Source organism: Pseudomonas sp. GW823-FHT06E10, assembly GCF_058794995.1.
Genome location: NZ_JBXAHJ010000003.1, coordinates 1 through 22,426, shown reverse-complemented (window position 1 = coordinate 22,426; position 22,426 = coordinate 1). Strand labels below are relative to the sequence as shown.

19 protein-coding genes are annotated in these 22,426 nt (G+C 60.3%); 6 read left to right on the top strand and 13 right to left on the bottom strand.

Annotated elements, in window-relative coordinates:
- Positions 1-80: 80 nt before the first annotated feature.
- Both AC1Q6Y_RS05730 and AC1Q6Y_RS05725 read right to left on the bottom strand, forming a co-directional pair.
- Entirely contained in the window at positions 81-1,730 is a 1,650-nt protein-coding gene (locus tag AC1Q6Y_RS05730) for a cation acetate symporter (protein WP_090456028.1), read from the bottom strand.
- Positions 1,727-2,056 (bottom strand): DUF485 domain-containing protein, encoded by a 330-nt coding sequence (locus AC1Q6Y_RS05725; protein WP_090456027.1) that lies wholly within the window; start codon positions 2,054-2,056, stop codon positions 1,727-1,729. Before AC1Q6Y_RS05725 ends, AC1Q6Y_RS05730 begins: the two co-directional genes overlap by 4 nt.
- Positions 2,057-2,450: 394 nt before the next feature.
- Between AC1Q6Y_RS05725 and AC1Q6Y_RS05720 the strand changes: the two genes are divergently transcribed.
- Positions 2,451-3,428, top strand: a complete 978-nt coding sequence (locus AC1Q6Y_RS05720; RefSeq protein ID WP_090456025.1) for a LysR family transcriptional regulator — start codon at positions 2,451-2,453, stop codon at positions 3,426-3,428.
- Between the two features lie 183 nt (positions 3,429-3,611).
- On the opposite strand, the gene AC1Q6Y_RS05715 is transcribed toward AC1Q6Y_RS05720, so the two are convergent.
- The 6 genes from AC1Q6Y_RS05715 to AC1Q6Y_RS05690 form a co-directional block, all read right to left on the bottom strand.
- On the bottom strand, positions 3,612-4,049 hold the full coding sequence (locus AC1Q6Y_RS05715) for a DUF6130 family protein (protein ID WP_407516412.1): 438 nt from the start codon (positions 4,047-4,049) through the stop codon (positions 3,612-3,614).
- A gap of 124 nt (positions 4,050-4,173) precedes the next feature.
- Positions 4,174-5,067 (bottom strand): LysR family transcriptional regulator, encoded by an 894-nt coding sequence (locus AC1Q6Y_RS05710; protein WP_407516411.1) that lies wholly within the window; start codon positions 5,065-5,067, stop codon positions 4,174-4,176.
- An 80-nt stretch (positions 5,068-5,147) separates the two neighbouring features.
- A complete protein-coding gene (locus AC1Q6Y_RS05705) occupies positions 5,148-6,203 on the bottom strand; it encodes an alpha/beta hydrolase (protein WP_492624147.1) in 1,056 nt (351 codons plus the stop codon).
- A gap of 50 nt (positions 6,204-6,253) precedes the next feature.
- Complete coding sequence (locus AC1Q6Y_RS05700; RefSeq protein ID WP_492624146.1) at positions 6,254-7,324, bottom strand: alpha/beta hydrolase; 1,071 nt, start codon at positions 7,322-7,324, stop codon at positions 6,254-6,256.
- Between the two features lie 2 nt (positions 7,325-7,326).
- On the bottom strand, positions 7,327-8,112 hold the full coding sequence (locus tag AC1Q6Y_RS05695; protein WP_492624145.1) for a carboxymuconolactone decarboxylase family protein: 786 nt from the start codon (positions 8,110-8,112) through the stop codon (positions 7,327-7,329).
- A gap of 73 nt (positions 8,113-8,185) precedes the next feature.
- Positions 8,186-8,677 carry a (R)-mandelonitrile lyase gene (locus AC1Q6Y_RS05690; RefSeq protein WP_492624144.1) on the bottom strand — a complete coding sequence of 164 codons (492 nt, stop codon included), beginning with the start codon at positions 8,675-8,677 and terminating at the stop codon, positions 8,186-8,188.
- Positions 8,678-9,327: 650 nt separating this feature from the next.
- On the opposite strand from AC1Q6Y_RS05690, the gene AC1Q6Y_RS05685 reads away from it, so the two are divergent.
- Positions 9,328-9,672 (top strand): DUF6124 family protein, encoded by a 345-nt coding sequence (locus tag AC1Q6Y_RS05685; protein ID WP_492624143.1) that lies wholly within the window; start codon positions 9,328-9,330, stop codon positions 9,670-9,672.
- A gap of 155 nt (positions 9,673-9,827) precedes the next feature.
- Here AC1Q6Y_RS05685 and AC1Q6Y_RS05680 read toward each other — a convergent pair whose 3' ends face one another.
- The 4 genes from AC1Q6Y_RS05680 to AC1Q6Y_RS05665 form a co-directional block, all read right to left on the bottom strand.
- Positions 9,828-11,567, bottom strand: coding sequence for a dipeptidase (locus tag AC1Q6Y_RS05680; protein ID WP_492624142.1), 1,740 nt, complete (start codon positions 11,565-11,567; stop codon positions 9,828-9,830).
- Between the two features lie 160 nt (positions 11,568-11,727).
- Complete coding sequence (locus AC1Q6Y_RS05675; protein ID WP_090456009.1) at positions 11,728-12,027, bottom strand: hypothetical protein; 300 nt, start codon at positions 12,025-12,027, stop codon at positions 11,728-11,730.
- Between the two features lie 167 nt (positions 12,028-12,194).
- Positions 12,195-13,409: a sodium/glutamate symporter gene (gltS, locus tag AC1Q6Y_RS05670; RefSeq protein ID WP_492585788.1), complete on the bottom strand. Its 1,215-nt coding sequence runs from the start codon at positions 13,407-13,409 to the stop codon at positions 12,195-12,197.
- Between the two features lie 223 nt (positions 13,410-13,632).
- On the bottom strand, positions 13,633-14,193 hold the full coding sequence (locus AC1Q6Y_RS05665) for a lipid-binding SYLF domain-containing protein (RefSeq protein ID WP_492585786.1): 561 nt from the start codon (positions 14,191-14,193) through the stop codon (positions 13,633-13,635).
- Between the two features lie 941 nt (positions 14,194-15,134).
- Between AC1Q6Y_RS05665 and nirB the strand changes: the two genes are divergently transcribed.
- The 4 genes from nirB to AC1Q6Y_RS05645 all read left to right on the top strand — a co-directional run bounded on the left by nirB (position 15,135) and on the right by AC1Q6Y_RS05645 (position 20,338).
- Positions 15,135-17,696 carry a nitrite reductase large subunit NirB gene (gene nirB / locus AC1Q6Y_RS05660; protein WP_492624141.1) on the top strand — a complete coding sequence of 854 codons (2,562 nt, stop codon included), beginning with the start codon at positions 15,135-15,137 and terminating at the stop codon, positions 17,694-17,696.
- Positions 17,696-18,082 (top strand): nitrite reductase small subunit NirD, encoded by a 387-nt coding sequence (gene nirD, locus AC1Q6Y_RS05655; protein ID WP_090456004.1) that lies wholly within the window; start codon positions 17,696-17,698, stop codon positions 18,080-18,082. The genes nirB and nirD overlap by 1 nt, the downstream gene beginning before the upstream one ends.
- Positions 18,083-18,183: 101 nt before the next feature.
- Positions 18,184-18,624, top strand: a complete 441-nt coding sequence (locus AC1Q6Y_RS05650) for a CBS domain-containing protein (protein WP_090456003.1) — start codon at positions 18,184-18,186, stop codon at positions 18,622-18,624.
- Between the two features lie 94 nt (positions 18,625-18,718).
- Entirely contained in the window at positions 18,719-20,338 is a 1,620-nt protein-coding gene (locus tag AC1Q6Y_RS05645) for a methyl-accepting chemotaxis protein (protein WP_492624140.1), read from the top strand.
- A gap of 66 nt (positions 20,339-20,404) precedes the next feature.
- On the opposite strand, the gene AC1Q6Y_RS05640 is transcribed toward AC1Q6Y_RS05645, so the two are convergent.
- On the bottom strand, positions 20,405-22,426 hold a 2,022-nt coding region (locus tag AC1Q6Y_RS05640; RefSeq protein ID WP_492624139.1), incomplete at its 5' end, for an Ig-like domain-containing protein.

The window sequence follows — 22,426 nt, the reverse complement described above, 5'->3', positions numbered from 1 at the left end:
GCGGCGCAGGTCGGGCGTAAAAAAGCGCGAAGCAAAGGAGCGGACTCGCGCTCGGGGCGTCAGCCCCGGAAAAAGCAGCGTCAGTGACTGCTGGCCATGGCAGCTCCAAGGCCGGTCTGGGCACGGACGAACTGGTCGGCATAGGCGGCGCGTTCGCGGTCGGCGCGTTCGCTGCGGTCAAGCCTGGAAGCGACCACTATGACCAGGAAGGCCAGTGGCATGGAGAACAGCGCCGGCTGGTCGTAAGGGAAGAGCGCCTGGGCATGCCCCAGTACGCCGACCCACACCGACGGCGAGCCGATCACCAGGGCCAGTGCGCTGACCAGCCCGGTCAGGCCGCCATAGAGGGCGCCGCGGGTGGTCAGGCCGCCCCAGTACATGGCCATGATCAGTACCGGGAAGTTCGCCGAGGCGGCGATGCCGAACGTCAGGCCGACCAGGAAGGCGATGTTCTGCCCCTCGAACAGAATGCCGAGGGCGATCGCAACGATGCCCAGGCAGATGGTGGCGATGCGCGACACACGCATTTCCTGTTTCTCGTCGGCGCAGCCCTTCTTCAATACCGAAGCGTAAAGGTCATGGGAGATGGCCGAGGCACCGGCCAGGGCCAGGCCAGCCACCACTGCGAGAATGGTGGCGAAAGCCACGGCAGAGAGGAAACCGAGAAACAGGTTGCCACCCACCGCCTTCGCCAGGTGCATGGCTACCATATTGCTGCCGCCAATCATGGCCCCGCCGAGCTTGCCATCGACGTAGTACTGAGGATCGGTGCCGACGATGACGATGGCGGTATAGCCCAGGACGCAGACCACCAGGAAGAAGAAACCGATGAACACCGTGGCGAACAGTACGGATTTACGCGCTTCCTTGGCATTGGGCACCGTGAAGAAGCGCATCAGGATGTGCGGCAGGCCGGCAATGCCGAAGACCAGTCCAAGGGATAGGGACACCGCGTTGATCGGGTCGGCCAGCAAGGTGCCCGGGCCCATGATCTGCACGCCGCTGGCATGCACGGCCACAGCCTGGGCGGCCAGCGTCTCGAAGCTGAAATCGAAACGACTCAGGGCCATCAGCACCAGTGTCGTGCCGCCCGCCAGGAGCAGGACCGCCTTGGTGATCTGTACCCATGTGGTGGCGAGCATGCCGCCGAAGATGACATAGACCAGCATCAGCAGTCCGACTACCACCACCGCCGTGCGGTAGTCGAGGCCGAACAGCAGTTTGATCAGTTGACCGGCACCGACCATCTGCACCACCAGATAGCAGCACACCACGGTCAGCGATCCGAGGGCGGCGAAGCTGCGCACGCGGGTTTGATCGAGGCGGTAGGAGACGATGTCGGCGAAGGTGTAGCGCCCCAGGTTGCGCAAGCGCTCGGCCATCAGGAAGGTGACGATGGGCCAGCCGACGAAGAAGCCGATGATGTAGACGAAGCCGTCGTAGCCCTTGGCGAAGACCAGGCTCGACAGACCCAACAGAGTTGCCGCCGACATGTAGTCACCGGCGATTGCCAGGCCATTCTGGAAGCCGGTGATGCCGCCACCGGCGCTGTAGAAGTCGGCGGCGGAGCGGGTGCGTCGTGCCGCCCACCAGGTGATCAGCAGGGTGGCGAGGACGAAGACGAAAAACATGCCGATGGCGTGCAGGTTGAGCGGTTGCTTCTGCGCAATGATGGGCTCGGCATGGGCCAGCACAGGGCTGAGGGCGAGAAGGGCGAACAGGCGTTTCATGCGCGGGACTCCTGCAGGATCTGCGAGCTGAGTACGTCGAAGCGGGTGTTGGCGCTGTGCACGTACCAGGCGGTGAGTAGCCAGGACAACAGGATGATCGTCACGCCGATTGGCATGCCGAGGCTGAGGTGGCTGCCGTCGTAGAGCGGCAGGTGCAGCCAGGCAGGGGCGAAAGCCACCACCATGATGAAGCTGTAATAGATAGCCAGGACCGCGCCGCTCAGCGTCCAGGCCAGCAGTGCACGCTGGCGCGCGAGGCGGTGGAACTTGGGGTTGGCCCTGACCAGTGCACAGGTCTGGACGTGGTTCGGATGGTCGGTCGTCATGGTGCAGCTCCGCATTTCTAGTTGTTTTTGTTGTTCGGCCTTTTGAGGGGCGTACGGGTACCCGGGCAGCGACCCGATGCGGGACGCCACCTGAATGCTGATGTGCTGGAGTTATTGCCGCCCGGATGACCTTGCGGTGGAGAGAGGGCGGTGCAGGAGGGCGAGCCCGATCCGCTGCGCGGCGAGCAGCGGATCGGGCCAACGGCAGACGAGAACCGTGGCCGCGATTGCGCTGTTGCGCAGCTGTTTGTGTCCGGCGTGCAAGCCGGTGTTTATCCATGCGCTCATGCTGTCAGCCCTCGGTATTTATTATTGGGGTGGGGGGCTTTCCTGGCCTGAAAACGACGCTGGCCAAGTTGGGTGAGATGCGAGTATATAAGTGCATATTTCCCATATGTATTGGCAGAAAAGCCCGATGGATATGCAAAAAAGCACAACGCAGAACCCACTGAACTGGGACGACATGCGTTTCTTCCTCGAGGTCGCCCGTGCCCGCACCGCCAGCGGTGCAGCTCGCCGCCTGGGGGTGGACTACACCACGGTGTCGCGGCGCATACGCGCCCTGGAGCAGTGTCTGGGTGCTCTGTTGTTCGAGAAGTCGCGAACCGCAGGTTTTGTCCTGACCGTGGAGGGGCAGCGTCTGGTCAGCCACGCCGAATCCCTGGAAAGTACGCTGCTGGTAGCCTGCGAGCAGGTTTTCGGCACCACCGGGGGGCTCGCCGGGCACCTGCGCATCGGCTGTACCGAAGCCTTCGGGACCTGTTTCATCACTGCGCAGATGAGCCACTTCCTCGAGCACTATCCGCATATCTCGGCGGACATTTTGCCGGTCCCGCATTTCATCAACCTGTCACGGCGCGAGGCGGACATCGCCATCACCCTGGAACGGCCCGAGCGCGGTCCCTATGTGTGCTCGCGATTGTGCGACTACCGCCTGCGTCTGTATGCGACGCCGGAGTACCTGGCCAGTCATCCGACGATCGGCTGTCGCGAGGACCTGGCCGTTCACCCGTTCGTGACCTACGTCGAGGATCTGGCCTTCAGCTTCAAGCTGCTCTACCTGAACGACCTGATGCCCGGCGCCAACAGTCGCCTGCGCAGCACCAGCGTGGTGGCCCATTACCACGCAGCCCTGGAGGGGCGGGCGCTGGCGATCCTGCCTTGCTTCCTCGCCGGCCCCGATCCCCGCCTGTGCGAAGTGCTGCCCGGTGAAGTGGAGATCACGCGGCAGTTCTGGATGTATTACAGCGAGGACCTGCGCAAGCTGAAGCGGGTCACCCTGGTGGCCGAGTACTTGCGTGCTTGTGCGGAACTGAATCGCCCGCTGCTGATGGGCGAGTCACGTGTGATGGGCTATCTACCGTCACCCTGAGGGTGGAGTTGTGCTGCCAGAAGTAAAGCGAAGTGCAGGTTGGCGAAAAGACTTGAAAACAGCGTAGTCAGTCAGAGGTGTTTTCGAAATCAGAGGCTACTCACACCACCGCAGTCAGTTATGAACACTCAATCGTTATGGTTTGACTGCGTGATCACTGTCAATGTGGGGAGCGTCCGCCGGTTACTTCTGCGGAACGATAAAACTCACTGTCGTACTGGCGAGGATTTTGTGAGTCGGATCGGCCACTTCAAGAAGGACCTTGTGAGTGCCGGGCGTCAGTCCAACCAGGATGATCGGGTCTTCGCTGGTGTGCGCCCATGTGCCTTTCCAGTCGTCGACGGTCACGTGGAGGTGACCGAGACGTGGTGATACTTCAACAGCTGCCTTGCCAAATACCGGCATGATCCTGGCGTGTTCTGTTCGATACTGGATAATGACAACACCGCGGGCAAGGGGCTCGGCAAGCGGCGGGTAGGCAATGAGTTTTGGCGCAGTCTCGGATGCCAATGGAAGTATTGCCGGTGGGGAATCGGTGTCTGCTACCCCTTGTCCGTACACGGCTGTGCAAAAGAAGACACCCAAAGCCAGGGCCAATAGATTTCCGGGGGCGAGGGACATGGTTTTTTTCCCGCGTGATTTCATTCAAGCCTAGATCAACCCGAGTATCTCCCAGTGTTTATTTGAAGTTGGAATCACTCACGTATTTCATCCGTGCCATCCAGGCAGGTTGACCATGGACGAATCAGCGCTTGTAACGCAGCGCGTCCACCACTACGCCGAACGCTGAAGAATGCTCACGGCGATTGGGGTAGTAAAGGTGGTAACCGGCAAAAGGCTGGCACCAGTCTTCGAGTACCCGCACAAGGCTTCCGTCGGCAAGCTCCCTGGCTACCATATCTTCTGGCAGGAACCCCAGCCCGCATCCGGCGACAGCAGCGCGCAGGATCGGCAAGCTGCTGTTGAACGTCCACTGTCCTTCGACACGCGCCTTGAGTTCGTGACCGTCCTTCTCAAAGTCCCATTGCATCAGGTTCCCGTGGGTGGGCAGGCGCAAATTGATGCAATTGTGTGCGGCCAAATCCCTTGGCTCTTTCGGATACGGCCGCTGTTTGAAGTATTCGGCAGACCCCACTACGGCGATGCGCAACGGGGGGCCGATCGGGACGGCGATCATGTCCTTGGCCACCTGATCGCCCAGGCGCACGCCCGCGTCGTAGCGCTGCGCGACGATGTCGCAGAGGGCGTAGTCGACGGTGATTTCGACCTTGATGTCCGGGTAGTCGGGAAGCACCTTCGACAGCTTGGGCCAAAGGATGTTGTTCGCCGCATGTTCGGAAGCTGAAATCCGCACGTTGCCTGCCGGGGTATCGCGAAACTCGCTGACCGCAGCCAATTCAAGTTCAATTTCGTCGAAGCGCGGCGCCATGGACTGATACAGCCGCTGGCCAGCCTCTGTGGGGGATACGCTGCGCGTGGTTCGGGTCAACAGGCGAACGCCGAGCCTGGTTTCGAGAGCGCGCATGGTGTGGCTCAGCGCGGACTGCGAGACGCCCAGCTGTGCGGCGGCGCGAGTGAAGCTGCCTTCGCGGGTAATGACCACGAAGGCTTGCAGATCGTTGAGATTGGCGCGGGACATTGATGAGAGCCTCTCATGCGGAGCGCGGGATTATTCCATGTAATCAGGTTCCGCATGGATGCGCGACCCCAACGAGCCAGTCACAAGGTTCTTGCGTAGAACGGCGTCAACTTGCCGAGTGCAGCGTCCACATACTTGGGAACCCAGTAGGTTTCGATGTGCGTTGCGCCGTCGATGATGAACAACTCTTTGTCTTTCGTACCGGTGGCCTTGGGGAACGCATCCTGGGTCATGTACAGGCTGTCGGCCTTGCTACCGGCGATCATCAGCAATGGCTGATTGATCAGTTCGATCTGGTTGGTGGCGTCGAAGCGCATCAGGTCCAGCAAGCTGCTCGTGGTGTACTTGAAGGTCGAGTCTGGGTGGGCATGGGTCTTCCAGTAGTACTCATAACCCTGGCGATACAGCTCGAACGGCAGTTTGGCGATCTGCTCATCGGTGAGGTTGGCATCGCCCGAATAGAGCACTTCACCTCCGGCCGCTTCCTGGGCGCGGGCAGCGGAAGCCTGTTGCAGGCGTTGCTCGATGGTGCCCAGTTGCGAGTCGTTGTAGCCATTGCGACGCACCCGGCCAGAGTTGAACATGCTCACGGTCGCCACCGACTTGAATCGCTTGTCGGTTTGCGCGGCGGCCAACGAGTAGCCACCGCCACCGCAGATGCCAAGCAGGCCCAGACGCTTGCCGTCGACGCCAGCATACTGGGTGATGAAGTCCGCCATGCCGTGGATATCCTCGATGCGGTACGCCGGCTTGTCGATGCTGCGCGGTTGTCCGCCACTTGCGCCCTGATACGCGGCATCGGCGGTAATCGTGATGTAGCCTTGTTCAGCCAGTCGCTGGGCATACAAACCGGCGACTTGCTCTTTCACGCCGCCATTGGGGTGCGCCACCACCACCGTCGGATAAGCCTTCTTCGCATCGTAGTTGGCAGGGGTGTAGACGTTGGCAGCGATGTCCAGGCCATTGAGCTTGTAGGTGACCGGATGGATGTTGACCTTGCCGGGTTCATTCTTGGTAATTGCACCGTCGTAAGCCAGGGTGAACGGGTTCTTTTTGTAGTCGGCGGCGCCGGCTTCGCCAGCAGAAATACCGACCATGGCGGCCATCAGCGAGGCTTTCAAAATTGTGTTTCTCATAAGTGTCTCCGGAGCATTAAAAGGCGCGTTAAAAAAATGTGCTGAAGCCGTCAATCCAGATGCTTTTCTGTCAGAAACCCGGACACCAGGTCCGCGATCTGCACGTTGTTCAGATCCGACATGGGGAAGTGGGTATTGCCCTTGATGCCAATCTCCGGCAAGTGGATCAGCCTCACGTCACCGCCGTGTTTGTTGACGGCATCGCGCCAAAGCCGGGCCATGGTGAGTCGGGCGCGCCAGCTGTCCTGAGCGGGCAGGTCGACGGCTTGCTCCGGGATGTTGTCGCCGTAGAGGATCAGGACCGGAATGCGCGTGAGCGCCATGAACTGATCCATCGGCACCGCTGCACCTTGTACCGTGTCGAACGCGCTGGGAATCGGCGCGGGTACTTCACCCTGCGGGAAAACGAAGCTGCTGCCCGGCTCGAAAGCCACGATGGCCTTGACCTTGTTGTTCTTGATCGCCGTCAACCAACCAGGCCCGCCACCCTGAGAGTGCGTGAACAGGATGCCGGGGCCGATTTTGTCGAAGACCGCCGACACGCCATCGGAGACCACGGCCATGTCGAACGGACCGGTGTTCGGCGTCATCGCGCGGAAAAACTGATCGCGCGTTTGCGCATCCCGGGCAACCTGCACACCCTCGAAATAGTTGGGCCACAAGCCGATGCGGAACTGGTTGAACCAGAGCTGCTCGTCCGGGACAGGCTTGACCGTTGCTTCGACCATGCTGCGGCCGGCATCGCCACGACGCGGCTGGTCGATCAGATACACGCCGAACTGGCGCCGCAGAAAAATATTCTGGAAGCCTTCGCGGCCATCCGCGGTGGTTTCCCAGGTCTTGGAAAACTGGCCTGCGCCGTGCCACATGACGATGGGCAGTTTTCGCGCATCGACCGGGATTTGGTAGAAGGTGTACGCATGGTCGCCGTGGTAAGTCTGGCCATCAGGATTCATGGGGTTGCGCGGATTGAACGAGCCCGGTGCGGTGATCATCGTCCCGCCGGCGGCGAAGCTGCCTTGCTCCTGAATCATCAAGGGGGCGGCGGCATTGGCATGGCCCGCACAGGCGGCAAGCACGCTCAGCAGGGTGATGTTCAGCAGGTTTTTTCCAGTCTTCATGTTCAACCTCCCGAGGCAGCAAGTGCCTGTGTCAGGGCTGTGCTTGCACGTTTGGCGGATTGTTCATCGCCGTGCTCGGCCAGTACCTCGATGACTTGGCGCAATTGCTCCACGCTCAACCCCACCCGCAGGCTCGCCCGCATGTGCGAGCGCAACTGCGACTCCACACCCGGCGTTGCGGCCAGAGCGCCGACGGTCGCCAGTTCGCGGCTTTGCCAGTCGAGGTTGTCGCGCTCGAAGATGTCGCCGAACAGGTGGGTTTGCAGAAACCGGTTGATGACCGGGGCGAAATCGAACACCGGCCCCTTGACCGGGCCACCGGAAATTCGGGTTTGATTGGCCGTTCCTGCTGCGAGCAATGCCTCACCGGTTGCAATGGCACGGCTGGGTTCGCGTCCAGGCGCATCCTGGATGCCGCGTTGTTTGCGCGCTTGCACCACCGTCATCAGTTCATTCAACGCATTGAGGCTGCGGGGGAAGCCGACATAGGCGTAGAGCTGCACCAGGATTTCCTTGGTCTCGCTGACCGTCAGGCCGGCGTCCAGGCCTTGGTTCAAGGCAGCGTTGAGCCTGGGCATGTCACTGGTTGCCATGAACGCTGCGATCAGTGGAATGGCCTGTTGCCTGGCCGACAGCGTTTGTGCCGCAGGTTGTGTGCTGGTCATGGGTTGCGATGCCTCGGCGTTCTGAGTGGCCACACCCGATATCAAGCCAAGGCCCAGACACAGGGCTATCAGCGCGGGGAGGGCACCGGTCTTGCGATGTGCAATCGGTGTATCAGTGGTCATCGTGAAAGCTCCATCCATTGCTCATCACTGCCTGGCAGGCGGTGCTCGAGTGAGGTTGATCTACAACAAACAGCTACAAGCCCTGCGCGGGCGATTGACCTTCGTACTGCGCATCCGAGACTTTTTCCGCCCAAGTGACAGCCTTGCCGTCCTCGGCTTCGGCGATGGCGATGTGAGTCATTCCGTGGGTGGCCGTCGCGCCATGCCAGTGACGTGTTTGCGGCGGGATCCAGACAATGTCGCCCGGACGGATTTCCTGACGTGGGCCGCCCGCTTGCTGCACGTAGCCGACTCCGGCGGTGACGATCAGCGTTTGCCCCAGCGGATGGGTATGCCAGGCCGTGCGTGCGGCGGGTTCGAAGGTCACCGTGCCACCGCCGATGCGAGCAGGGGAATCCCCCTTGAACAGGCCATCAACCCGAACCGTGCCGGTGAAGTTTTCCGCAGCCCCCTTGATGGAGGGCTGGGAGCCGGCGTGGGTAATGCGGATCTCGTTGGAGGACTGGGCGCAGGCTTCCCCGGCCATGAGCGATAAGGCCACCAATGGGGCGATCAAGGGATTCATCAATGTTGCTCCTAAAGGCGGGTCAGCCAACTGCGAGGCAGCCGCCGTGGGTGTTGAAGGGGAGATGGTTTTCCCTCTCAGGTCGTGGGCCGTAAGGAACGAGCACACAACGGGCGGGATGGTTTCACCCCAAATTCCCGTTTTTGATGGTCAGGCTGCACGTCAGTGGTATCGGCTGGGTGCAGGACCGCTGGGGAAACAGTAAGCGAGCTAACGGATGAGCACTAGACGGGTAAATCGGCAAGGGTTCATGAGGCTTATTCATCAATCCGGGCAAGTGCGCCATGTCACTCAACATCGCCGGAGAGCGTTTGTTTAACGGTGTTTAAGGTTACTTCATGCAAGCTACAAGACCTTGCGCCGTTGCCTACGGTTACGCCAGAATCCGCCGGCTTGTGCGCCTCGCAGGCCGTCGGTAACTTGATTCGTGTCACTGCTCATCAGTGATCGGGTTTAGTCGCCCGTTGGTAATTGAAGTCGCACAAGTGTCCGTCAGACAGGTATTTTCTCCTGTATTTGATGGTGGCTGTGCGCAGGGCACCTTTGGGTGCGCCGGCTTCTTCAATTCCCCGGTCGACTAACCTGCGTACAGCTGCCACCCCTTCGTTTAGTCGCGAAGTGGTGACCGCATCACTCAGGAATTGAAGATCATGTTCAAGGTAACGCCAAACCCACCGGAGGCCGATCCGGTCTCCCCACATGAACCCGACTCAACCAGGCTCAACGAAGCCGCCCCCGATTTTCACATCCCCTCGATTGCCGATATCAAAGCCACACCGCGCACACCCGGTACCCTGTTCTCCGTGGACCCGCAGGCGAGTCCCGAAACCTTGATGGTTTATCTGGTCGAAACCCTCGCGTCGGTCGACGTGATGGTCCATCAGTTGGTGGATCACCTGGACGGTGGGTCGCGCAATGCGTTGCTGGGCATTTCCAACAGCGTGATGCTGGCGGAGATCACGGCGAACCGGGTGCTGGATCAAATCGACCCGTAGGAGCGAGCTTGCTCGCGATGGGGGGTAACGATGACGCGGGAAACCAGACTTACCGTGACGTCCTCTGGTTTTTCGCGAGCAGGCTCGCTCCTACAGGGGCCGGCATGTGATTTGGGAGCAATGGACCCGCCAGGGTGGCGGGTCCGAAGGGGGGATCAAAGCTTCGGCAATTGCCCGATGCGGCCCATCATTTCGGTCACGATCTGCAAGTCCAGCAGGAACTGCTCGGTGGTCTTGAACTCGTTGTCGTTGTGACCGGTGTATTTGACGTCCGGCATGGCCAGGCCGAATTGCACGCCGTTGGGCAGTTCATGCACGGAGGTGGCGCCGGCGGAGGTGCCGAACTTGTGTTCCATGCCGAGGTTTTCGCTGGTCACAGCGAGCAAGGCCTTGACCCATTCACCCTCGGGGTTGCGGTACATCGGTTCGGCGATCGACAGGTCGAAGGTTGGTGCGATGCTGGTCTTCTTGCTCCAGGCGTCCAGCTTTGCGGCGATTTCGGACTTGAGCACATCCGGCGTCTTGCCCTTCGGCACGCGCAGGTTGACTGCGAGTTTGAAGGCTTTGTCATCCATCCCGACATAGGTCAGGGACGTGGTCAGCGGGCCCATGAATTCATCGGAAAAACCGACTCCCAACTTGCCACCCAGGTAGTCCAGCCCCCAGTTATCGGCAGCGTAGCGGGCGGCGTCGGTGATCTGGTTGTGCTTGAGCGCGACCTTGCCGTCGAGGCCATTGATGAAGTCGAGCATCCTGGCCACCGGGTTGACGCCGGACTCGGGCTCGGAGGAGTGGGCGGACACACCAGTGACCGTCAGTTTGACGTCCTTGCCGTCGACCTTGGCAGCGACCTCGAAGTTGCCGCCGTTACGCTTGGCATATTCGGTGCCGGCCTTTTGCAGGCTGGCGGCCAGTTCGGCGGGCTTGTCGGTCACCAGGGTCGCAACCGATGTCGATGGAATCTGGTTGGTGGCCAGGCCGCCGGTCATCGAGGTGATCTCTGCGCCCTTGCCTTGCGCGGTGCGCTTGGCGAAGCTGGCCATGACCGTGCCGTAGCCTTTCTCGGCGATCACCACCGGGTAGCCGCCATCCAGCGCCAGGTTGTAGTTGGGTGTGGGGTTGCGTTCGAAGTAGTAGGGGATGGCGTCGCCCGTGGTCTCTTCGGTGGTGTCGACCAGCAGCTTGAAGTTGCGGGCCAGCGGCAGCTTCTCCTCCTTGATGATCTTCATGGCGTAGAGCGCCACCACGATGCCGTTCTTGTCATCCTCGGTGCCGCGGCCATACATGCGATCGCCGATCAGGGTGACCTTGAACGGGTCGAGGCGGGTGCCGTCCTGCAGCACCCAGTTTTCCGGCGTCACCGGCACCACATCGGCATGGGCGTGAATGCCCACGACTTCATCGCCGCTGCCTTCCAGGGAGATCTCGTAGACGCGGTTGTCGATGTTGCGAAAGTTCAGGTTGAACGCCTGGGCCAGGCCCTTGATCTTCTCGGCAATCTTGAGGAATTCGGGATTGTCGTGCTGGTCGACACCGTCCACGCGCACGGTCGGTATGGCCACCAGCTCCTTCAGGGTTTCGGTGGCCGCGCTGCCGTATTTCACCCGGGCATAGAGGCCGAGCAAACGATGGATTTCGTTTTGTTGCCCGGCGGTAAGCGTCTTGTTGTCGAGGAAGGCACGGATGGCCGGGCCGAGGTTGTCGGTCTTGGCGATATCGCTCTTGGCCAGGCTTCCCAGGAACTGCCTGAAATCCTTGACCGATGCATCACTGAAGGTCTTGAGGATGATCGCGTTCTGTTGCGGGGTGATGTTGGCGTGGGCAGCGGTGGTGAACGACGAAAGGCTGGCGAGCATGAGGGTGGTCGCAGCCAGGTGCTTGAGGGAGAAATCCATTGCTGGGGGCATTCCTTTGCAGGCGGTTCGTAGGAAATATCTGATCGACTGATCAGAAACATCTCAAAGCTAACACCGCGAGCGTGTGAAACGGGAGCCCCTGAAGTGGGATCTGTCGCACAGAAATGCAAAAGCGGCGCAGAAATGAAAAACCGCTCTATCAATGCTTACATTCCGCCATCACCACTTTGCAGGTACTTGGCGTGCCGCCGGACCGGCCGGAATAGCGTATGCAATTACTCAGGGATTTCTGGCGAGCCATGTCCAGGGTGTCGCCCCAGGCGAGGCCTCCTTCGCCGACAGTGGGGAGGGCTTTTGCATAGCAGGTCGAGCCGACGCTGGGGGCTGAATATTGAGCCGTACTGGCTTTGCCTGAACAGCCGGCTATCAGCGCCAGATCGACGGCGAGCAGGGATAGCAGGATCCATGACGAGCATTGGCGCACAGTGTGTCCCGTCATCCCGGTTCCCCTGTAGCAAGAGGCGCATTTGAGATCGTACCTGGCCGGATCAGGGCTGGGGCACTCTCTTACTCTGAGCCTATCCTTGCGGCATCGATCCTGCTGCTCCTTTCGTCCGCTTTCCCAGGTTCGGTGTGTCCGGCCGTCCGAGAGCCGGGCCGAGGTCGCTACAGACCACTGAACATGCTGATGATCACGGCATTGACCAGGTCAATGAAAAAGCCACACACCAGCGGCACGATCAGGAAGGCCTGGTGCGCCGCGCCGTACTTTTGCGTCACGGTCGACATGTTGACGATGGCCGTCGCCGTGGAACCGAGGGCAATCCCGCCGAACCCGGAAGCAATCACGCTGGCTTCGTAATTGCGCCCCATAAAGCGGAAGACCACAAAATACGTATAGGCGACCGTCAGCAGGATTTGCAGGGTCAATGCGCAAAGAATGAACATCAACGCGCCGCTGAGTTGCCAGAGCTGAAGACCCATCAGGGCCATGGTCAAAAACATGCCCAGACAGATATCGGAGATCAGCGACAGGCCCAGGCTGGCACCGCTCCAGGTTTTCAGTCGCAGGTCACCGACAAAGGCCAGAACGAGGTGGTGAATGACAATGCCGGCGAACAGGCAGCTGACAAACTTGGGCAGGGTGATGCCGGCATCGACCAGCAGCAGGTTGAGTCCATAGCCGAGCATCAGGGTCAGGTTGAGCCACATCCAGGCCCAGAGCACGTCGTAGTAGTCCAGCGCCTTGCTCGGTTGTTGCTCGAGAATGCCGACTTCCAGCTCCGCATCCCTGGACGGCGTCAGTTGATAACGGCGTATCAGCTGGTTGGCGATAGGGCCGCCGATGACGCAAGCAGCAATCAGGCCGACAGTGTTGCTGGCGATGCCCAGTTCGTGGGCGTTGCTGATGCCCAGCTTTTCGACGAAGAGCGGTGCCCAGGCCAGGGTCGTGCCCACCCCACCCGTGAGGGAAATGGAGCCCACCATCAAGCCCGCCTTGGGATCAAGCCCAAAAGCCTCGGCCACGCCCATGCCCAGCGAGTTCTGCAGCAGAATGAACACAGCGGCGAGTAACAGCAGGATCAGCAGCGGGCGCCCGCCCTTGAGCAGTTGGCGCATGTCCGACTTCAAGCCGATGCCGGCAAAGAAATAGAGCAGCAGGGTGTCGCGAACTTGCAGATCGAATTCGATCTGGATATTCAGGCCAAAGTAAAGCAAGGACGTAACCGCCGCACAGACGAAGCCGCCGACGACCGATTCGGGGATACAGTATTGACGGAGAAAGGCGTTGTGCTGGACGAGGGTTTTGCCAAGGAAAAGCAGGAGGATGGCAAGGGTAAAACTCACGAGGCCGTGAACCTGGAAGAGCTGTGAAGTCATTTAAGGCCTACCTAAAACTGAAAAGTCATTATCAGGATTCGGTCATTCAATGTTTAGACCTGGATCAATGAACGGTCGAAACAGCCTTGCTCGTCCAGATGGCTTCCCAATCATCAGGTGCGTCTGTACGCCAGGAGTGAGGACAGCCTAGCCTAAAGGGGAACCCCCATCCGGGTTGGCATAGGCCGCCATCACGCTCCCGATGGCCAGTCAGACGGTGACTTCAGCGCTTGATCAGAGAAATCTTCGTTCCCTCGATACTGACCCCCGCCATTAACCCTTGCTGGTCGAAGATAAACGCGTAGGCGTCGTCTTTGAGCGTCGAGCTGGACAGGTTCTTCGCAACCCCTTCATCCACAAACACAACTGTTGGCCCTACACCGATTTCCCAACCCTTGGTTTTGGCTACATAGTCCACGGCTTTATCGGTCATCAGGAAAACCACATAGCCGTACGACTGGGCGCCGGCCTGCAGCCCCCATGAGCCGCTGACGGAGTTGTAGTAGTTCTCGACTTTCGTGCCCTTCATTAAAACGCCTTCGCCATAACTGCCGCCGAATACAAGTCCTGCCTTGATGATGTTCGGGAAGACCAGCACAGCCTTGGCTTGGTGCGAGATGGTTTCGGAGAATGGATTGGTCTTGTAGAGCGCCTGCAACGCTTGCCGAGCGTCGGCATTCAGATCCTCGGCGGTGGCCGCTGCGGCATTGTTCAGGAAACCGGCCGATGCCAATGTTGCAATCGCGAGGAAGAACGACAGGAGGAACCGCATTGATTGAGTCATTTGCGTACTCCGCTGAGGGAGCAGGGGGATGAGAGCAGCGGCAAGTGCCTGCGTCATGCAGGAACCGAATCCACTGAGGTTATCCGGCGCGCCCTGAAATGTGTGAATTGCAGGCCTCGCTCGTGAATGAAGCCGGCCCGGGGGCCACTGATCATTTGCGCTGCCATCAGCTGTTATGACCGTTGAGTATCGGCCGGGTTCGCTGTCAGTTCTGCTTCTGGCTGCCAGTTTCACTTTATGAAGCGGTTGAATCCCGGTTGAAATCGATTCATCACGCGCTCAATGCAGGCAGCAAAAGGCCCGCGCAATGGCGGGCCTTCTGTTTGGGGTCAAATCCTTTTGTGCTTCCAATCTGCGCTCCATTCTGTGAGCGTTTCGTGAAAAGCATGTCGTCGTAGCAATGAAAAAGCCCGGCGTCGGCCAAGCTCTCTGTAGATGGGCCAAATCCATTTGGCTGATCCCATTGTGATTGGTGGATGTGACGGCGACATGACAGGGCTGACAGGAAAAGCAGATCGAGGCTTCAGTGCTGACAAGCTGTGGAATCGAACGGTCCATGCACTTTTATAAAGCGCCATGCCTAACAACGTGCACCAGTGGGAAGCGCCGCAAAGCGCTATCGCCTGCGGTAGCTCCAGCGTCGTGACAATCCCCCCAGGCTCAAAAGTCAGTGTTTCCAGATAGTTGAAGTCTCTGTGTCGCTGGCTGGCACAAAGGCTGCAAGGCTGACTTCAGGTCCACCTGGAACGCATTCGTGTGGACAGCCCCCTCGGTCAACGACGATCGATTGGCCGAACAGGTCGTGGGCAGCATCGGTGGATCAGGCATAGATGCCTGGTTTGAACACCGCAAAAGAACAGGCAAAGACGCCTGGAACCGAAAGGTTTCAGGCGTTTTTTTTTGCTTTTAAAACCGTGATTGGCTCGGGCTGGGTGCTTTCTATGAATTCCAATGTTGCCACGTTGAACAAGATGCAAACGCTGATCGTGATCGGTAATGGCATGGTCGGACATCATTGTGTCGAACAGCTGATCGAGCGTGGAGCGCTTGACCATTACCGGCTGCACGTCTTCAGTGAGGAGCCGATGCGCGCCTATGACCGTGTGCATCTTTCCGAGTACTTCTCCGGTCGTGATGCCGAGTCGCTGGCGCTGTCCGATGCGTCGCTTTACCAGACGCCCGGCGTTACGCTGCACTTGGGTGTGCCGGTATTGGAAATCGACCGCGCCCGTCGCCAGGTGGTCACCTCGCAAGGTTGCGTCTCGTATGACAAATTGGTTCTGGCCACCGGTTCTTATCCGTTCGTTCCGCCAATCGAAGGCGCCGAAGGTGAATCGCGCCTGGTCTATCGCACCCTGGAAGACCTCGATGCCATTCGGGCTGCGGCGGCCAATGCCCGGCGCGGCGTGGTGGTCGGCGGTGGCTTGCTGGGGCTGGAAGCCGCGAACGCGTTGAAGAGCCTGGGCCTTGAAGCCCACGTGGTGGAGTTCGCGCCGCGCCTGATGCCGGTACAGCTGGATGACCTCGGTGGCCAGGCGCTCAAGGCGCAGATCGAACGATTGGGCGTCGGTGTACACCTGTCCCGCGCCACGCAATCGATCAGTGCGGGCGAGCAGTACCGCTATCGCATGAATTTCGCCAATGACGAATTCCTCGAAACCGACCTGATCGTGTTTTCCGCCGGTATCCGCGCTCAAGACGCGCTGGCTCGTCGATGCGCGCTGGAGATCGGTCCGCGCGGTGGCGTGGTGATCGACGACACGTGCCTAAGTTGCGACCCGAACATCTACGCCATCGGTGAATGCGCTTCATGGAACGGCAGCCTGTTCGGCCTGGTCGCACCGGGCTACCAGATGGCGCGCAGCGTCGCGGCCCGTCTGTGCAACGAAGTCGCCGAGCCGTTCACCGGTGCCGACATGTCGACCAAGCTCAAGCTGCTGGGGGTGGATGTCGGCTCCATCGGCGACGCCCACGGCAACACCCCGGGCGCGCGCAGCTATCAATTCATCGACGAAGCCAGCGCCAGCTATCGCCGCCTGGTGGTGGATGCGAGTGGCAAACACGTCCTCGGTGCAGTGCTTGTCGGTGACAACAGCTATTACGACACCCTGCTGCAATACATGCAGAACGCCATTGCCCTGCCGTCGGAACCGGCCAGCCTGATTCTGCCGTCCTCCGAAGGCGCGCCGACCCTGGGCCCGGGTGCGCTGCCCGAGTCGGCCACGGTGTGCTCATGTCATAACGTCACCAAGGGCTCCATTTGTTCGGCCATCGACGGCGGCTGTACGGACCTGGGCCAGCTCAAGTCGCAGACCAAGGCTTGCACCGGCTGCGGCGGTTGCGCCGGCCTGCTCAAGCAAGTGTTCGAGCATGAGCTGATTGCCCGCGGCGTCAGTGTCGACAAGAGCCTGTGCGAACACTTCGCCTATACCCGTCAGGAGCTTTATGCGCTGGTACGGGTAGAGGGAGTGATCACCTTCGAAGAACTGTTGGCCAAACATGGCCGTGGCCACACCGGTTGCGACGTCTGCAAACCGGCGGTGGGCTCGATCCTCGCCTCGTGCTGGAACCAGCCGATCATGGACACGTCGCTGGTGCCGTTGCAGGACACCAACGACACCTTCATGGCCAACATGCAGAAAAACGGTACGTACTCGGTGGTGCCGCGTATTCCCGGCGGCGAGATCACCGCCGACAAGCTGATCGCGATTGGCGTGGTGGCGAAGAAATACGACCTCTACACCAAAATCACCGGCGGGCAGCGCATCGACCTGTTCGGCGCTCAGTTGCATCAGTTGCCGGACATCTGGGCCGAGCTGATTGAAGCGGGTTTTGAGACCGGGCACGCCTATGGCAAATCGACCCGGACGGTGAAGTCCTGTGTCGGCAGTACCTGGTGCCGTTATGGCGTACAGGACAGCGTACAAATGGCCCTGACCATCGAAGACCGCTACAAGGGCCTGCGCTCGCCGCACAAGCTCAAGTTCGCCGTCTCCGGATGCACCCGTGAATGCGCCGAGGCGCAGAGCAAGGACGTGGGCGTAATCGCCACCGAGAAAGGCTGGAACCTCTACGTGGCCGGTAACGGCGGCATGCGTCCGCGCCACGCCGAGCTGTTTGCCACCGACCTCGATGACGCGACCCTGATTCGTTACATCGACCGCTTCCTGATGTTCTACATCCGCACCGCCGACAAGTTGCAGCGTACCTCGGTCTGGCGCGAGAGCCTGGAAGGCGGCCTCGACTACCTCAAGGACGTGATCATCAACGACAGCCTCGGGCTGGGTGAGGAGCTCGAGTCGCAGATGCAGCTGGTGGTCAACCGCTACGAGTGCGAATGGGCCAATGCCCTTAAAGACCCGGAAAAGCTCAAGCGCTTCCGCACCTTCGTCAACGATCAACGCCCGGACCCGGACATCCATTTTGTCCAGGAACGCGGTCAGCGCCGGCCGATCATGGCCGCAGAACTCCACCTTATCCCTGTCATTGAGGAGATTGTCTGATGAGCCAGTCCGATACCCAGCGAGCCTATTCCAGTTCCTCCCTGGTCCATCCCGATGCCTGGCAAGCGGTGTGCAGCCAGGATGATCTGGTGAGTAACTCAGGCGTCGTCGTCTGGCTGGACGGTGCACAAGTGGCGCTGTTCTACCTGCCGGCTGCCGAAGGCAAGACCCTCTATGCCATCGATAATCATGACCCGCAATCCGGGGCGAATGTCATCGGTCGCGGGCTGATCGGCAGCATCAAGGGCGATCTGGTGATTGCCTCGCCACTCTACAAACAGCATTTCCGCCTTGAGGACGGCAGTTGTCTGGAGTATCCGCAGCAGCGCCTGCGGGTCTGGCCTGTGCGCCTCAATGGAGGCCAGGTGGAGGTCGCGGTGGCCTGACCACGCGGATTTCGACGCGGTCTGAACGCTCACTCAATTAATGATTCATGCCTGGCTCCGGCGGAGTCGATGATCAATGACAAACAGTATCGGAGGCTTGTATGAAAACAGCCGCACAACTGCTCAAGCTCAAGGCCGTGCAGAACCGACGGGTGCATAGCATCGCGCCAGACCAGACGGTGCTTGAAGCGTTGAAGATGATGGCCGAAAAAAATGTCGGTGCGTTACCTGTCATGGAGGAGGGGCAGGTGGTCGGCGTTATCAGCGAACGCGACTATGCGCGCAAGGTCGTTCTGCAGGGGCGCTCTTCGGTCGGTACGCCGGTCCGGGCCATCATGAGCGCGCCCGTGGTGACCGCAGACAGTCAGCAGAGTATTGAGCGTTGCATGGCGGTCATGACCGACAGTCACCTGCGCCATCTACCGGTGGTTGAGGGCGACCAACTGATTGGCCTGTTGTCGATTGGTGATCTGGTTAAAGAAGCCATCGTCGAGCAGGCCGAACTGATCCGGCAACTGGAACACTATATTCGCGGACATTAAAGCGACCGGGGCAGGGTGGATCGAAGGCTTGTGAGTACATGCTGTTTTCAGATGTGCCGGGGGTCGGGCGGGAATTAATCAGGGAGCATATGACATGGCCAGGTTGAGCACGGCACAACGTATCGTCATCGGCTTTGCAATTGCGCCGTTGGTACTGACAGGTTTGGTGTTATATGCGTTGCACGATCTGGCAACGCTAAAGGAACAGGCCATGCTGATCGTCAAACGGGACTGGCCGAAAATCGATCCGATCATGGTCATTGCCACAGGTGTACGGGACAACGCCAGGAACACCCGGGACTTGCTGATCGACAAAGACAATCAGCAAGTGCAAGAGGCCATCGATGCCACCAAAAAGCGCATCAGCCAGGCACTGAAAACCCTCGAGCCGCTGTTCGATCTGCCGGAAGGCAAGACCGCCTATGCTGCCCTGAAAAAGAACCGCGAGGCTTACGTCGACGCATTCACCCAGGTGCAGGTGTTGATCCGGCAAGGCGCTTTTGATGCCGCGATGGCGCAGTTGAAACAGCACGTCGTTCCCGCCGAACAGCAGGTTTATAAAAGTCTGGACGCCTTGATGGCGCTGCAGGGGCAGATCTTCGCCGATCGTGAAAGATCGGCGCAGGCCCTGTACGAAGAAGCGTATCTGAACATGTTGGGGCTGCTTGTATTCTGCCTGGCCTCGGTCATCGCCGCGGCGGTCATCGTGACGCGCAGTGTCACCCGGCCCTTGGGTGGCGAGCCCGATGATGCCGCGCGGGTCTTGAGTCAAATCGCGCAGGGCGACCTGACGATTCAAGTGCCAGTGAATGCAAATGCCGACGGTAGCGTGATGATGAACATGCACCGGATGCAGCAAAGCTTGAACGCGATGGTCAAGCACATCGCCGTGTCGGTCGATCAGGTGGCCAGTTCGTCCGAAGAGCTGAGCACGGTCAGCAGTCAGACCAGCAGCAGTTTGCAACTTCAGGGCCTGGAGATCGAACAGGCTGCGGCGGCGGTCAATCAGATGACGGCGGCCGTCGACGAGGTCGCACGCAATGCCGTCAGCACCAGCGAGGCGTCCCGGGTTTGCGAGCAAACGGCACAACGCGGCCGCGAGCAAGTTCAGGAAACGGTGGCCTCGATAGGTGCGCTGGCGGACGGCATGATGGATACCTCCGAACGTGTTCAGCAATTGGCCGGACGTGTGCAAGACATTAGTGCGGTGCTGGACGTGATTCGCAGCATTGCCGAGCAAACCAATTTGCTGGCCCTCAATGCAGCGATTGAAGCGGCTCGTGCCGGTGATGCCGGGCGTGGTTTTGCGGTAGTCGCCGATGAGGTGCGGGCGCTGGCTCATCGCACTCATGTGTCGACCCAGGAAATCGAGCAGATGATTGGCAATATTCGGCTCGATACCGGGCATGCGGTGACCGCAATGCAAAGCAGCGGTCACCTGGTGCAGACGACCCTGGAAGTCGCGCAACGCTCCGGCGAGGCACTGGAGGAGATCACCCGGTCGATCTCGCAGATCAATGAACGCAACCTGCTGATCGCCAGTGCCACGGAGGAGCAGGCCCTGGTGGCGCGTGAGGTGGACCGCAACCTGGTGGGCATTCGTGACTTGTCCGAGCAGATCGTATTGGGTGCCCGACATACCCACGCAGCCGGTCAGGAGCTGGCGCAGATGGCTGGAGCGCTGCACCAGACGGTGGCGCGCTTTAAAACCTAGGCAGATTCGTTTTGCTTGTAGCAAGAGGGCCTCAAGGAGACCCTCATCGCTAAAGCCAGGTTGTACTCAGTTCGCCTTTATCGGCACCGTCACGGTTTTGCCGAAGGCCGATTTGATGGTCGCCGTCGGGCTAGGCGACGGGCCGCTGCCGGCGGTTGTCACCGCTATGTTCCAGCGCGCGCCTGTCGGTGTCTGCGTCAGGATGGCGGCGCCAAGGTTCACCGTACCGGTTGTGGTGGTGGCCGTTGCCGTGATGGTATTGCCCGTGCCACGGGAGGTGGTGCCGGACAGGACCCAATACCAGCGGCTGTTGCTGCGGGCGGTGACGGTGGCGCTGGTGACGATCAGGCTCTCGTTGATCGCTGCCGAGACCGCCACGGATACCATCGCCGGTTCCGACTCCGCGTTCCTGGCATCGCTGGCGCTATAGGAAAAGGTCGCGGTGAACGGCGCGGGGACCGTGGCCGGTGGTGTATAGGTCACACGCAGGCCATCGGTGCTGACCACGCCCTTGCCGGAGTCCGGTTGCTCCAGACCTACCACTTTAAGTGGCACGTTACCGTCAGGGTCGGTGTCGTTGGCCAGTACGTTGATGATCACCGGTTGGCCGGTGTTACTGATGGCGCTGTCGGGGTTGGCAATCGGTTTTTGGTTATCGCCGTCCTCTTCACGTCTATCGCCAGTGCGGAAGGTCGGCAGCGCGGCGGAATTGACGTAGGTGACGCCGTCCCAGCCGGGCAGGGGTGTTGGCATCAACTGGAACTGGCCGGGGTGCTCGACATCCCAGCGCAGCAGCATGGAGGTGTCCTCGTGCTGGGTGTTGTGGCAATGCTCCAGGTAGGTCCCGGCGAACTCGCGGAAGCGGATCGCAATGTCCACGTCCTGCGAGCTGTCGATGCCTTCGCCGATGTTATAGACGTCTTTGCGTGCCCATTTTTCCCATTCCGGCGGCGCCTTGCCGTCACGGTTGAGGACGATGCCTTCTTCGAAGTGCACGTGCACCGGGTGGCTCCAGCCGTTGCCGCCGTTCCTGATTTTCCATACTTCCAGGGTGCCGTCGCCGGAGAAGCCGGCAGGGGTCGGGCCGGTGGCCAGTTGCGGAGCGGCGCTGATGATTCGAGGGTCCATCTGGAAGCCGAAACCGCCGTCGGTCTTGATGGTCCAGGGTTCTTCGTCGGTACCGTCGGAGCGGCCGAAGGTGAACTCGCGATGCCGCGCGGCGTTGAGCTTGGCCTGCACCGCCGGGTCGTCACGGTTAAGGGTCAGCGCGATCATGCTTTTACCCACCGGCTTGCCCGGCTTGGCGGGTTCGAAGTCGGCGGGGTTCATGCTCACGTCCTGGCCGGCATAAGGCTGGACCACCATCTGCATGAACTTGCCGACCACCGGATCGCCGGCGTCCCACTCCAGCCCTTTGCTGCCCAGCTTGAGCACCGCCTTGTACCTGCCGGACAGGACATCGGCCAGACTCAGCGGTAATGCCTCCGGCCCCTTGCCGTCGTGGTGCTCCATCAGGTTGACGAAGTACAGCTTGTCGCCGGTCCTGATCCCGTGTTTCGAGAAATTGATGATGATGTCGAAACGCTCGGCGATGCCCATGCTGGGCAGGATGGCGTTGTGGTCCTGCACATCGCCGTCGGCGTCCAGGTCCATGCTGCCGTCGAATGGCACGGCGTGTTCCATTATGTTGCCGTCGTTGGCGATCAAGTGGAACGGCACGCGGGTATAGGACAGACCGGAACCTGCCGGACCGGGGAATTCGCCACCGGTGCCGACGATTTCACGCACCAGCGCGATCCTGAAGAAGCGCGAGACCGAGCCATTGAGGATGCGGAAACGATAGCTGCGCGCCCGCACGTTCAGGCGCGGCTGGTACTGCCAGTTGACGAGGATCTGGTCGCCGAGAAAACCATCGGTGTTGAACGGGTTGAACCACAGCTGGCCATTGGTATCCCAGGCCTTGTCGGCCACGGTCAGGTTCACATCGTAGTCGCGGTTGCCCCAGGGCAATGCCGAACCGCTGGGCAGGCGCAGGTTGACGCCGTCTACAAACGCTTCGTTACCGCGATCCAGGGCGCTGTAGTAGTT